Origin of the sequence: Streptomyces laculatispora (genome assembly GCF_017353455.1) — a bacterium.
Taxonomy (GTDB): Bacteria; Actinomycetota; Actinomycetes; order Streptomycetales; family Streptomycetaceae; genus Streptomyces; species Streptomyces laculatispora.
Genome location: NZ_JAFMPZ010000111.1, coordinates 1 through 12,882 on the forward strand (window position 1 = coordinate 1; position 12,882 = coordinate 12,882).

The window sequence follows — 12,882 nt, forward strand, 5'->3', positions numbered from 1 at the left end:
CGCCACCGGGTCCCCGGGCGATGTCTTCCTGTGCCATCCGTTCCTGGTGCACGCGGCGCAACCGCACCACGGGGTGCGGCCGCGCTTCATGGCCCAGCCGCCGCTGATGCCGGCCGCGCCGTACGAACTGGAGCGGGCCGACGGCGCGTACTCACCCGTGGAGATCGCGATCCGCCGGGGCCTGGGCCAGGACACCCCCGGCCCGGACGGGGACGGCACCGATTGCGGCGCCGGGTAGGCGTGCTTCACCGCCCGGTGGTGCTGCGTCGCATCACGCGGCCCCGGCGGCACGGGCGACGGGATGCAGGGCGGCGTACTCCAGGGGTGCGGACGGGTCGATGGACATGTCCAGCGGGGCGGGTTCGGCTCCCGCGCGGACCAGGAGGTCACCGACCGCCGCGATCATCGCGCCGTTGTCGGTGCACAGCTTCAGCGGCGGCACCCGCAGCGTGACTCCGGCGGCCCGGCAGCGTTCCTCGGCGAGCGCCCGTACCCGGGAGTTGGCAGCCACCACCGACCACGACCAGCGTGCCCACCCCGTGCTCGCGGCAGGCGGCGACCGCCTTGCGCGTCAGTACGTCGGCCACGGCCTCCTGCAGCGAGGCCGCCCCGTCCTCCAGCGGCGGTTCCCCGCCGCGCAGCCGGTGCTGCTCGGCCCAGCGTGCGGCAGAGGTCTTCAGGCCGGAGAAGGAGAAGTCGTAGCGCGAGTCCCGCGGCCCGGTCAGCGGCCGCGGGAACGCCACGGCGCGCGGATTGCCCTCCCTCGCGACGCGGTCGATGGCCGGACCGCCCGGATACGGCAGCCCGAACACCCGGGCCACCTTGTCGAAGCACTCGCCCGCCGCGTCGTCGATGGTGTCGCCCAGGTGCACGATCGGGTCCCGCGCCAGATCGCGTACGAGCAGCAGCGAGGTGTGGCCGCCCGAGACGATCAGCACCATGCAGGGATCGGGCAGCGGCCCGTGCTCCAGGGTGTCGGCGGCGACGTGACCGGCCAGGTGATGCACCCCGTACAGCGGCACCCCCAGCGAGAACGCCAGGGTCTTCGCACCGGCCAGGCCCACCTGGAGCGCGCCGGAAAGGCCGGGTCCGGTGGTCACGGCCACTGCCCCGATGTCCGCCGTCCGCAGCCCGGCCCGGTCCAGCGCCTCCCGCACGACGGGCGTGAAGGAGTGCACGTGCGCCCGCGCGGCGATCTCCGGGACCACTCCGCCGAATCGCGCGTGCTCGTCCATGCTCGACGCGACCGCGTGCCCGAGCAGTCGCCCGTCGCGTACGAGACCCGCGCCGGTTTCGTCGCACGAGGACTCGATGCCCAGCACCAGTGGAGATTTCACGTCCCGCTCTCCTGCGTAGGTTAGTTAATTGCAGGTTATGTGCAATAAGGGTACGGGGAGCTCCACCTGGCCGGTGTCCGGCCGATGCCGGACAGTAGAGTTCGGGTGCGCCAGCCCCCGAGCACCGAGGTATCGTCCGTGACTCCCGAACCCCCCGCACACCCCGTTCCACCTGCAGTGAGCGTGGTGGGAATCGGAGCCGACGGGTGGTCCGGACTGCCTGACGCGGCCCGCTCGGAACTCATGGACGCGCAGGTCCTGATCGGCGGTGAGCGCCAACTGGGCCTGCTCCCGCCAAAGTGCGCGGGACGGCGTGTGGCATGGCCCTCGCCGCTGCGACCCGCGGTTCCCGTCCTGCTCGCCGCGCACGCGGGGAACAGGATCGCCGTACTGGCCAGCGGCGACCCGATGTTCTACGGCATCGGCCGGGCCCTCACCGAAGTGCTCGGCGCCGATGGGCTGCGTGTCCTGCCGCACCCGTCGTCCGTGTCCTACGCCTGCGCCCGCGTCGGCTGGCCCCTTGAGGACACCGAGGTCATCACCCTGGTCGGCCGGCCCGCGGCCCGGCTCGCGGCCGCCCTGCACAACGGCCGCCGGCTGCTGATCCTCAGCGCGGACGCCACCACTCCCGCCGTGGTCGCCGCGCTGCTGCGTGACCACGGCTTCGGACCGAGCCCGCTCCGTGTCCTGGAGCAGCTCGGTGGGGCGAACGAGGCGTGGACCGACGGCACCGCCGACACCTGGGCGCACCCGCCCGGCGACCCGCTGAACGTCATCGCGGTCGAATGCCGCCGCGCCCCCGGCGCCGCGCACCTCGGCGCCGTCCCCGGTCTGCCCGACGAGGCGTACGAACACGACGGCCAGCTCACCAAGCGCCACATCCGGGCCGCGACCCTCGGCGTGCTCGCACCGGCCCCGGGCGAGCTGCTGTGGGACGTCGGCGGTGGCTCGGGGTCCGTGGCGATCGAGTGGATGCGCGCCCACCCCTCGTGCCGGGCGATCACCGTGGAGCGCGACCCCGTGCGGGCGGAGCGCATCACGCGCAACGCCGAACACCTCGGTGTCCCCGGACTGCGGGTGATCACCGGCGGAGCCCCCGACAGCCTGGCCGAACTGCCCACGCCCGACGCCGTGTTCATCGGTGGCGGGCTGACCGTGCCCGGCCTTCTCGACGCCTGCTGGGAAGCGATGCCGGCCGGCGGCCGCCTGGTCGCCAACACCGTCACGCTGGAGTCCGAGGCGCTGCTCACCGAGCAGTACCGCCGCCGTGGCGGTGACCTGGTCCGTCTCGCCGTCGCGCACGCCGTGCCCGTCGGCGGATTCACCGGCTGGCGGCAGGCGATGCCGGTCACCCAGTGGTCGGTACGCAAGCCCTCGGTCGGCCCGACCGCGGGATTCTCAGCGCAAGCCCGCGCAGAACACTCAGGAGACAACAGATGACCGTGTACTTCATCGGCGCGGGTCCGGGTGCGGCCGACCTGATCACCGTGCGTGGCGCGCGCACGCTCGCCTCCTGTGGGGTGTGCCTGTACGCGGGCAGCCTGGTGCCCGCCGAACTCCTGGCCGAATGCCCCCCGGACGCCCGACTGGTCGATACCGCGCAGCTCGACATCGACCAGATCACGGCCGAGCTGACCGGCGCGCACGAGGCGGGGCACGACGTGGCGCGGCTGCACTCGGGCGACCCCTCGGTGTTCAGCGCGGTCAACGAGCAGATGCGGCGCCTCGACGAGGCGGCCGTGCCCTATGAAGTGATTCCGGGCGTGCCCGCGTTCGCGGCCGCCGCGGCGGCACTCAAGCGGGAGCTGACCGTGCCCACGGTCGGCCAGACCGTCATCCTCACCCGGGTGGCCAACCGCGCCACGGCGATGCCCGAGGGCGAGGACCTGGCGACACTGGGCCGCAGCGGGGCCCTGATCGTCCTGCACCTCGCCGCCAAGTACGTGGACCGGGTCGTCGAGGAGCTGCTGCCGCACTACGGGGCCGACTGCCCGGCCGCGGTCGTCGCGCTGGCCTCCCGTCCCGACGAGCTCATCCTGCGCGGCCCCCTAGACGGCATCGCCGAGCAGGTGAAGGCGGCGGGCGTGATCCGTACCGCCGTCATCATGGTCGGCCGCACGCTCGGCGCCGATCAGTTCCGCGACAGCCACCTCTACTCGCCGGGTCGTGACCGGCACCCCTGCTGACGCAGCCGTCAGGTCGGCGGGGCGGCCGGTCAGCGGACGCCGCTGCGCCCGACGACCGTGCCCGCCCGGTCGATGCAGATGACGTCGACGGCGACCGGCGCCCCGCGCAGCACGGTCAGCGCCTCGTCCCGGGCGGCGACGGCCACCAGGTCCCCGAGCGGGACGTTCCGTGCCTGGCACGCCTGGAGCGCGGCGAGGCCCGTGTTCGCGGCCGCCACCTCGGCGGCCAGGGCTTCGTCCGCGCCGCCCCGCCGGGCCAGTTGGGCCAGGAAGGGCTTGTCGACCTGGGAACGGGCCGAGTGCAGGTCGAGGTGGCCGGCGGCGAGCTTCGACAGCTTGGCGAACCCGCCGCAGACGGTCAGCCGTTCCACCGGATGACGGCGTACGTACTTCAGTACCGCGCCCGCGAAGTCGCCCATGTCCAGCAGGGCGATCTCGGGCAGCCCGTACTCGGCCACGACCGTCTTCTCCGAGGTGGAGCCGGTGCAGCCCGCCACATGGCGGTGTCCCGCGGCGCGGGCCACGTCCACGCCCCGGCGGATCGAGTCGATCCACGCCGAGCAGGAGTACGGCACCACGACGCCGGTCGTGCCCAGGATCGACAGGCCACCCAGGATGCCCAGCCGCGGGTTCCAGGTCGAGCGGGCGATCTCCTCGCCGTGGTCGACGGAGACGGTGACCTCGACATCCCCTGAACCCCGATGTGCCGCGGCGACCCGTGCGAGGTGCTCGCGGATCATCTGGCGGGGCACGGGGTTGATGGCGGGCTCGCCCACGTCGAGCGGCAGGCCGGGCAGGGTGACCGTGCCCACGCCGGGCCCTGCCCTGAACACCACTCCCGAGCCCGTCGGCAGCCTTCGGACGGTGACCCGTACGAGAGCGCCGTGGGTGACGTCCGGGTCGTCCCCGGCGTCCTTGACCACGCCGGCTGTCGCCCGCCCCCCGGCCAGCTCCTCCACCGACAGGGCGAAGGCCGGGGTCTGGCCCCGGGGGAGGGTGATGGTGACCGGGTCGGGGAAGTCCCCGGTCAGCAGGGCCGTGTACGCGGCCGTGGCTGCCGCGGTCGCGCAGGCACCGGTCGTCCAGCCGGGCCGCAGACCGGTGTGTTTGAGTTGGGCGCTGCGCCCGCCCTTCGCCTCACCCATGGATGGACTCGATGCACGTACTCGTACTCGGCGGGACCGCGGAGGCCCGTCGCCTCGCCGGGCTCCTGGTGGCGGAGCTTCCCGGCGGGGCCAAGGTGACCAGCTCGCTCGCCGGACGGGTGGCCGGCCCGAGGCTTCCCCCGGGCGAGGTGCGCATCGGCGGTTTCGGCGGCGCCGACGGACTTGCCGCTTGGTTGCGTACGCACCAGGTGGACGCGCTCATCGACGCCACCCATCCTTTCGCCGGGACGATCAGTTTCAACGCGGCGACAGCCGCTGCGGCTGCCCATGTTCCCCTGCTGGCGCTGCGCCGCCCCGGCTGGGTGCCCGGCGAGGGCGACGACTGGCATCCGGTGGGTTCCCTGGACGAGGCGGCACGGGCGCTGCCCGCGCGCGGGCAGCGCGTGTTCCTCACCACCGGGCGCATGGGGCTGGCCGCCTTCGCCGGGCTGGACGAGCTGTGGTTCCTGATGCGGTCGGTGGACGCGCCGGAGCCCCCGTACCCGGCCCGGATGGAGGTCCTGCTCGACCGGGGCCCGTTCGCTCTCGAAGGGGAGCGTGAGCTGATCCGCCGTCACCGTATCGATGTTCTCGTCACGAAGGACAGCGGCGGCGCCGCCACCGCCCCCAAGCTCGCCGCGGCCCGCGAGGCACGGATCCCGGTGATCGTGGTGCGCCGCCCACCGGTTCCCGGGTCAGTGGCGGTGGCCGCCACCCCCGCGCTGGCCCTCGCCTGGCTGCGCGGGCACGTCGGCTGCGGGCCGTAGCCGGAGGCCGCCGCGGACTCAGCCCTCCGGGTAGCGGCGTGGCGTCCAGACGATCTGCTGCCCGTCACCGCGCCGCACCCAGCGCGTCTGCGAGGAACCGACGATCAGGATCGTGCGCATGTCGACCTCGGCCGGGTCGAGATCGGCCAGACGTACGGTGCGTACGCTCTCGGCCGGTCCGCCGACGTCCCGGCCGAGGACCACGGGCGTGTCCGGTGAGCGGTGCTCCAGGAGCAGCTCGCGCGCCTTGCCGACCTGCCAGGTCCGGCTGCGTGAACCGGGGTTGTACAGCGCGAGCACCAGGTCCGCCGAGGCCGCGGCCCGCAACCGCTCCGCGATGACCTCCCACGGCTTGAGCCGGTCCGAGAGCGAGATCGTGGCGTAGTCGTGGCCCAGCGGTGCCCCCACCCGGGCGGCGGCCGCGTTGGCTGCCGTCACGCCCGGCAGGACCCGCACCGGCACGTCCGCGTACCGCTCCTGGGAGGCCACCTCCAGGACGGCCGTCGCCATGGCGAAGACGCCGGGGTCGCCGCCGGACACCACAGCCACGCGCCGTCCGCGGCGCGCCAGGTCCAGGGCGAATTCGGCGCGCTCCGACTCGGCCTTGTTGTCGGAGCCGTGCCGCGACTGTCCCGGGCGGACCGGCACCCGGTCCAGGTAGGTGATGTAGCCGACCAGGTCGTCGGCGGCGGCCAGCGCCCCGCGGGTCTCGGGAGTGAGCCACAGCGGTCCGGCGGGGCCGGTGCCGACCACCACGACCTCGCCGCCGTCCGCAGTGCCCTCGGGACGTGGCGCGTCGATCCTGCTGGGCAGCACCGCGACCGCGAAGTACGGCACGGAGCCGGGATCGATCCCGGCCAGGTCGCCCGTACGCTCCCCGGCCATCGTGGCGCGCTCGACGTAGTGCGCCTCGGGCAGCCGCCCCGACGCGTCGAAGGCCCGGCGCACAGCGGGGAACGTGCGGCCCAGTTTCATCACCACCGCGGCGTCCGTGGAAGCCAGACGAGCGGTGAGCTCCTCCTCCGGCAGGGTTCCGGGCAGGATCGTCAGCACCTCCTCGCCCTCGGCGAGCGGGGTGCCGAGCCGGGCGGCCGCAGCACTGACCGAGGTGACCCCGGGGATCACCTCGGTGGGGTAGCGGTCGGCGAGCCGCTTGTGCATGTGCATGTAGGAGCCGTAGAAGAGCGGGTCGCCCTCGGCGAGCACAGCGACCGTGCGCCCCGCGTCGAGGTGGACCGCCAGGCGGGCTGCCGCCTCGGTGTAGAAGTCGTCCATCGCGCCCCGGTAGCCGCCCGGATGGTCGGTGGTCTCCGTCGTGACGGGGTAGACCAGCGCCTCTTCGAGGTGGTCGGAGCGGATGTGCCCGGCCGCGATGGACCGGGCGATCGACCGTCCGTGCCGTGCGCTGTGATAGGCGACGACATCGGCTTCAGCGATGACTTGCACGGCTCGTACGGTCATCAGGGCCGGATCGCCGGGTCCGAGCCCGACTCCGTACAGCCGGCCGTTCTTCTGCTCGCTCACGCTCACTCCTCCTCGCTGGCGATCGCGTTCAGGGCGGCGGCCGCGATGGCACTGCCGCCGCGCCGGCCGCGCACGATCAGATGATCGAGCCCGGACGGGTGCGCGGCCAGGGCGTCCTTGGACTCGGCGGCGCCGATGAAGCCGACGGGCACCCCGATGACGGCGGCGGGCCGCGGTGCGCCCTCCTCGATCAGTTCGAGCAGCCGGAACAGCGCGGTGGGCGCGTTGCCGACGGCGACGACCGCGCCGTCCAGCCGGTCGCGCCACAGCTCCAGGGCGGCCGCGCTGCGAGTGGTGCCCAGCTCCGCCGCGAGACCCGGGACCGCGGGGTCGGACAGGGTGCACACGACCTCGTTGCCGGCGGGCAGCCGCCTGCGGGTGACACCGCTGGCGACCATGGCCACGTCGCACAGGATGGGCGCGCCGGCCCGCAGGGCTTCACGGGCACGGGTCACCACGTCCGGGGTGAAGGCCAGATCGCGTACGAGGTCGACCATGCCGCAGGCGTGGATCATCCGGACCGCCACCTGGCTCACATCGGCGGGCAGTCCCGACAGATCGGCCTCCGCGCGGATCGTGGCGAAGGACTGGCGATAGATGGCCGGTCCGTCCTTCTCGTACTGGTGCACAGTGCTGTCGCTCTCTTCATCGGGCGTGGAAAGGGTGTGAATGGGGCGTGGAACGGTCAGGCGTCGTGGTGCCGGGCAGGGCGCTGTCAGCCGAGGCCGCCCCGGGCCGCCGTCACGGCGGCGGCGAGCGCGGACGGGCTGTCGGGGACGGCCAGCGGTGCGCGCCGTTCGTCGCCGCGCACCAGGGAGACCCGGTATCCATCCGGGGTGGCGACGACGTCGACCCATTCGCCCCGCGGATGACCGCACCGGCGTTCGCACCCCGACCAGTACACCGGCAGCGCCCCCACGGGCCCCAGGGCCGCTGTCGCATCGGCCCGGACATCGGCCAGGGACTTGGCGCAGCCGGGACGCCCGATGCAGGCCCCCACCCCGGTCCAGGGTGAGTGGGGCCCGATGATCAGGCCGGCGGCCCCCAGGCGGTCCAGCGCCGCTGGGGCCTGCGCCCGCTCCAGTCCTGGTACGACGACGCCGCGCCAAGGGGTCAGCCTCAGTTCGCCACCGCCCCGGTGCCGGGCGGTGCTCGTCAGCGCCTGCCACTGCGCTGCGCCGATGCGTCCCAGGGGAACGCCGGCGGACAGCGCGACCGTATCGTGCGGGCCGTTCACGATGCCGGGAGCAGGCGCAGCGGATTCCGGCGGGCGCACGGGTCCGGCGGTACACGCGGAGCGGATTCCGGCCTGTCGCAACCGCCCGGACAGCCGGTCCCGGAGGATCGTGCCGTCCGCGTGCAGATCCGTCACCCGCCAGGCGCCGGAGCCGCGCGCCATGTCCAGGAAGGTCTCGGCGGCGATGAGCGCGGCCCGCGGAGCGCTTGCGCCAGGGATGCGCAGAACGGATTCGGCCGGGCCGATCCGCAGAGCCGCCTCCCCGTCCCGCCGCGCCATCAGGGCCACATCGGCGCCGAGCCGGTCCACATCGCCGCGGCCGTCGTCGAGCGCGAACAGAAACCGGCCGGACAGACCGGCCGCCGTGTCGCTCGCGCACAACAGCTCGTCCAACGCGGACAGCCAGGGGCGGATGTCCCGCTCTCCCCGGCCGTCGAGCCCGGAGAGCGGGGACGCCACGATGTTGCGGACGCGCTCGTGGCGCCCGGAGGGCAGCAGCCCCGACTCACCCATGCGGGAGCTCAGTTCGCTGCCGCAGTCCGGCCGCAGACCGCGCAGCTGTACATTGCCGCGTGAAGTGAGATGCAGCTCACCATCGCCCAGGCGATCTGCCAACTCCCGCAGCACGTCGGCCTGCGCCGTGGTCAGTACGCCACCGGGGATCCGGACGCGGGCCAGCGCACCGTCGTCCGCCTGGTGCAGCCGCAGCGTCCCGGGGCAGGCGTCACCACGGTCACGGGGAGACGTGTCTCCTGTGGGCGCGGGCAAAGTGGCTGGCGGGGGCATGGCGGCGAGCATACCGACCATCTCATCAGATACGTATGCCTCCCAGTTCTTGAGCGCCCCTTACTATGCCTAGCGACGGGCCATCCGGCCCGTCGTCGCCACAGACGGCGACAGGGGAGGAAGCCCGGTGCGATTCCGGCGCGGTCCCGCCACTGTGATCCCGGCCCCACCGGCCGGGTGAGTCAGGAACTCCCTTCCCCGAACGCTCGAACCCGTTCGAGCAGGGGAGTCCCATTCCGACACCGCCCGGGGCGTGGATACCCCGAGGAAGGCCAGACGCCGCATGATCCTGCTCCTGTCGACGTCAGACACCGACCTGCTCAGCGCCCGCGCCTCCAACGGCCCGGTCGCCTACCGCTACGCGAACCCCTCCCGGCTCCCGCTCCAGGACCTTCCCCAGCTCCTGGACGGCACCGACCTGGTCGTCGTACGCCTTCTCGGCGGCGTCCGCGCCTGGCAGGACGGCCTCGACCGCGTCCTCGCCACTGGGCGCCCCGTCGTCGTCCTCACCGGTGAACAGGCCCCCGACGCCCAGCTGATGGCCGCCTCCACCGTCCCGATCGGCATCGCCGCCGAGGCCCACGCGTACCTCGCACACGGCGGCCCCGCCAACCTGGAGCAGCTCGCCCGCTTCCTGTCCGACACCGTCCTGCTCACCGGCCACGGCTTCGAACCGCCCGCCCCGGCGCCCTCCTGGGGCCCCCTGGAACGCACGTCCCGCGAGCTGGACGGCCCCACCATCGCGGTGCTCTACTACCGCGCCCACCACATGAGCGGCAACACCGCGTTCATCGAGGCCCTGTGCCGCGCCGTCGAGGACGCGGGCGCCCGCGCACTGCCGCTCTTCGTCGCCTCACTGCGCACACCCGAGCCGGAGCTCATCGATGCCCTGGGCGCCGCCGACGCGATCGTGACCACCGTTCTCGCGGCGGGCGGTACCCGGCCCGCCGAGGCCTCGGCCGGCGGTGACGACGAGTCCTGGGACGCGGGCGCCCTCACCGGCCTCGACGTGCCCATCCTCCAGGCGCTCTGCCTCACCGGTTCGCGGACCGACTGGGAGGACAACGACGAGGGCGTCTCGCCGCTGGACGCCGCGAGCCAGATCGCGGTCCCCGAGTTCGACGGCCGCCTGATCACCGTGCCGTTCTCCTTCAAGGAGATCGACGAGGACGGCCTCCCGGCGTACGTCGCCGATACCGAGCGCGCCGCCCGGGTCGCCGGGATCGCCGTGCGCCACGCGCGGCTTCGCCACATCCCGAACGTCGACAAGCGCCTCGCGCTGGTGCTCTCCGCCTACCCGACCAAGCACTCCCGGATCGGCAACGCGGTCGGACTCGACACCCCCGCGAGCGCCGTCGCCCTGCTGCGCCGGCTCCGCACCGAGGGATACGACTTCGGTGACGAGGAGGTGCCGGGCCTCGCCTCCGGCGACGGCGACGAGCTGATCTACGCGCTGATCGAGGCCGGTGGCCACGACCAGGAGTGGCTCACGGAGGAGCAGCTCGCCCGCAATCCGGTCCGGATCCCGGCGGCCGACTACCGCCGCTGGTACGCGAAGCTGCCGGCCGGACTCCGCGAGGCCGTCGAGCAGCACTGGGGCCCGGCCCCGGGCGAGATGTTCCTGGACCGCTCGCGCAACCCCGAGGGCGACATCGTCCTGGCCGCCCTGCGCCGGGGCAATCTGCTCATCCTCATCCAGCCGCCGCGCGGCTTCGGCGAGAACCCCATCGCCATCTACCACGACCCCGACCTGCCGCCCTCGCACCACTACCTGGCCGCCTATCGCTGGATCGCCGCCTCCGCCGAGGACAACGGCTTCGGCGCCGACGCGATGATCCACCTCGGCAAGCACGGCAACCTGGAATGGCTGCCCGGAAAGAACGCCGGCCTGTCGGCCTCGTGCGGTCCCGACGCGGCCCTCGGCGATCTCCCCCTCGTCTACCCCTTCCTGGTCAACGACCCGGGCGAGGGGACCCAGGCCAAGCGCCGCGTCCACGCCACCCTGGTGGACCACCTCGTACCGCCGATGGCCCGCGCCGAGAGCTACGGCGACATCGCCCGGCTGGAACAGCTCCTCGACGAGCACGCCCAGATCGCGGCGATGGACCCGGCGAAGCTCCCGGCCATCCGCGCCCAGATCTGGACCTTGATCCAGGCCGCGAAGCTCGACCACGACCTGGGGCTCGAAGACCGCCCCGAGGACGAGGGCTTCGACGAGTTCATCATGCATCTCGACGGCTGGCTCTGTGAGATCAAGGACGCGCAGATCCGCGACGGCCTGCACGTCCTGGGTGGCGCGCCCGGTGGCGCCGACCGTGTCAACCTCGTCCTGGCGATCCTGCGCGCCCGCCAGATCTGGGGTGGCACCACGTCCCTGCCCGGCCTGCGCGAGGCACTCGGCCTCGACGAGTCCGCGGCCACCCGCACCACCGCCGACGAGGTCGAGGAGCAGGCCCGCGCCCTGGTCCAGGCGATGGAGGACGCGGACTGGGCGCCGGACGCCGTTGCCGGGGTCGCGGCCGGGCACCCGCGGTCCGTCGCCGACATCCTCGAATTCGCCGCCCGCGAGGTCGTGCCGCGGCTGGCGGCCACCACCGACGAACTCGACCACACCGTGCACGCGCTGAACGGTGGCTTCGTCCCCGCCGGCCCCTCCGGCTCCCCGCTCCGGGGCCTGGTCAACGTCCTGCCGACCGGCCGCAACTTCTACTCCGTCGACCCCAAGGCGGTGCCCTCCCGCCTCGCCTGGGAGACCGGGCAGGCACTGGCCGACTCCCTCCTGGACCGCTACCGCGCCGACAACGGCGACTGGCCCACCTCGGTCGGCCTGTCCCTGTGGGGCACGAGCGCGATGCGTACCGCGGGCGACGATGTCGCGGAAGCCTTCGCCCTGCTGGGCGTCCGCCCGGTCTGGGACGACGCGTCGCGCCGCGTCACGGGTCTGGAGGCGATCGAGGCGGCCGAACTCGGCCGCCCGCGCATCGACGTCACCCTCCGCATCAGCGGCTTCTTCCGCGACGCGTTCCCGCACACCATCGGCCTCCTCGACGACGCGGTCCGCCTCGCGGCCTCGCTGGACGAACCCGCCGAGCAGAACTACGTACGCGCCCACACCCAGGCGGACCTGGCCGCCCACGGCGACGAACGCCGCGCCACCACCCGTATCTTCGGGTCCCGCCCCGGTACCTACGGCGCCGGCCTGCTCCAGCTCATCGACTCCCGGGACTGGCGCACGGACGCCGACCTCGCCGAGGTCTACACCGTCTGGGGCGGTTACGCCTATGGCCGCGAACTCGACGGGCGACCGGCCCGCGAGGAGATGGAAACGGCGTACAAGCGCATCGAGGTCGCGGCCAAGAACACCGACACCCGCGAGCACGACATCGCCGACTCGGACGACTACTTCCAGTACCACGGCGGCATGGTCGCCACGGTGCGCGCGCTCAAGGGCAGTGCCCCGGAGGCGTACATCGGCGACTCCACGCGGCCGGAGACCGTCCGGACCCGCACCCTGGTCGAGGAGACCTCGCGCGTCTTCCGCGCCCGGGTCGTCAACCCCAAATGGATCGAGGCGATGCGCCGCCACGGTTACAAGGGCGCCTTCGAGCTGGCCGCCACCGTCGACTACCTCTTCGGCTACGACGCCACGACGGGGGTGGTCGCCGACTGGATGTACGACAAGCTCACCGAGACCTACGTCCTGGACCCGGCCAACCGCGAGTTCCTCCAGCGGGCCAACCCCTGGGCCCTCCACGGCATCGCGGAACGCCTCCTGGAGGCCGAGTCCCGCGGCATGTGGGAGAAGCCCGACCCGGCGGTCCTGGCCGCCCTGCGGCAGGTCTTCCTGGAGTCGGAAGGTGACCTGGAGGGCGAGGACTGAACTACCGGCCGCGCGGCCGG

The 12,882-nt window shown here is 73.3% G+C and carries 8 protein-coding genes, 2 pseudogenes and 1 riboswitch; of the genes and pseudogenes, 5 read left to right on the top strand and 5 right to left on the bottom strand.

What is annotated here, in order from left to right; genetic code table 11:
* A pseudogene (locus J1C73_RS06590) lies at positions 1-238 on the top strand (phytanoyl-CoA dioxygenase); the annotation flags it as partial.
* A 33-nt stretch (positions 239-271) separates the two neighbouring features.
* On the opposite strand, the pseudogene tsaD reads toward J1C73_RS06590, so the two are convergent.
* Positions 272-1,337: pseudogene (gene tsaD / locus J1C73_RS06595) on the bottom strand (tRNA (adenosine(37)-N6)-threonylcarbamoyltransferase complex transferase subunit TsaD).
* A 177-nt stretch (positions 1,338-1,514) separates the two neighbouring features.
* Between tsaD and cbiE the strand changes: the two are divergent.
* Together cbiE and cobM are read left to right on the top strand one after the other, a co-directional pair.
* Positions 1,515-2,777 (top strand): precorrin-6y C5,15-methyltransferase (decarboxylating) subunit CbiE, encoded by a 1,263-nt coding sequence (gene cbiE, locus J1C73_RS06600; RefSeq protein WP_307797617.1) that lies wholly within the window; start codon positions 1,515-1,517, stop codon positions 2,775-2,777.
* A complete protein-coding gene (gene cobM, locus J1C73_RS06605; RefSeq protein WP_207315500.1) occupies positions 2,774-3,523 on the top strand; it encodes a precorrin-4 C(11)-methyltransferase in 750 nt (249 codons plus the stop codon). The genes cbiE and cobM overlap by 4 nt, the downstream gene beginning before the upstream one ends.
* Positions 3,524-3,552: 29 nt before the next feature.
* Here the strand turns inward: cobM and J1C73_RS06610 are convergent, their stop codons facing one another.
* Positions 3,553-4,668, bottom strand: a complete 1,116-nt coding sequence (locus J1C73_RS06610; RefSeq protein ID WP_207315501.1) for a cobalt-precorrin-5B (C(1))-methyltransferase — start codon at positions 4,666-4,668, stop codon at positions 3,553-3,555.
* An 11-nt stretch (positions 4,669-4,679) separates the two neighbouring features.
* Here J1C73_RS06610 and J1C73_RS06615 point away from each other — a divergent pair, with 11 nt between their 5' ends.
* Complete coding sequence (locus J1C73_RS06615) at positions 4,680-5,435, top strand: cobalt-precorrin-6A reductase (RefSeq protein ID WP_207315502.1); 756 nt, start codon at positions 4,680-4,682, stop codon at positions 5,433-5,435.
* Between the two features lie 18 nt (positions 5,436-5,453).
* Here the strand turns inward: J1C73_RS06615 and J1C73_RS06620 are convergent, their stop codons facing one another.
* The 3 genes from J1C73_RS06620 to cobG all read right to left on the bottom strand — a co-directional run bounded on the left by J1C73_RS06620 (position 5,454) and on the right by cobG (position 8,994).
* Entirely contained in the window at positions 5,454-6,965 is a 1,512-nt protein-coding gene (locus J1C73_RS06620) for a precorrin-2 C(20)-methyltransferase (protein ID WP_207315503.1), read from the bottom strand.
* Positions 6,962-7,588, bottom strand: a complete 627-nt coding sequence (locus J1C73_RS06625; protein ID WP_207315504.1) for a precorrin-8X methylmutase — start codon at positions 7,586-7,588, stop codon at positions 6,962-6,964. Before J1C73_RS06625 ends, J1C73_RS06620 begins: the two co-directional genes overlap by 4 nt.
* An 86-nt stretch (positions 7,589-7,674) precedes the next feature.
* A complete protein-coding gene (gene cobG, locus J1C73_RS06630) occupies positions 7,675-8,994 on the bottom strand; it encodes a precorrin-3B synthase (RefSeq protein WP_207315505.1) in 1,320 nt (439 codons plus the stop codon).
* An 80-nt stretch (positions 8,995-9,074) separates the two neighbouring features.
* A riboswitch (cobalamin riboswitch) is annotated at positions 9,075-9,174 on the top strand.
* A 91-nt stretch (positions 9,175-9,265) separates the two neighbouring features.
* On the opposite strand from cobG, the gene cobN reads away from it, so the two are divergent.
* The gene (cobN, locus tag J1C73_RS06635; protein ID WP_207315506.1) at positions 9,266-12,862 is read left to right on the top strand and encodes a cobaltochelatase subunit CobN; all 3,597 of its coding nucleotides are present in this window, start codon (positions 9,266-9,268) and stop codon (positions 12,860-12,862) included.
* Positions 12,863-12,882: the final 20 nt, after the last annotated feature.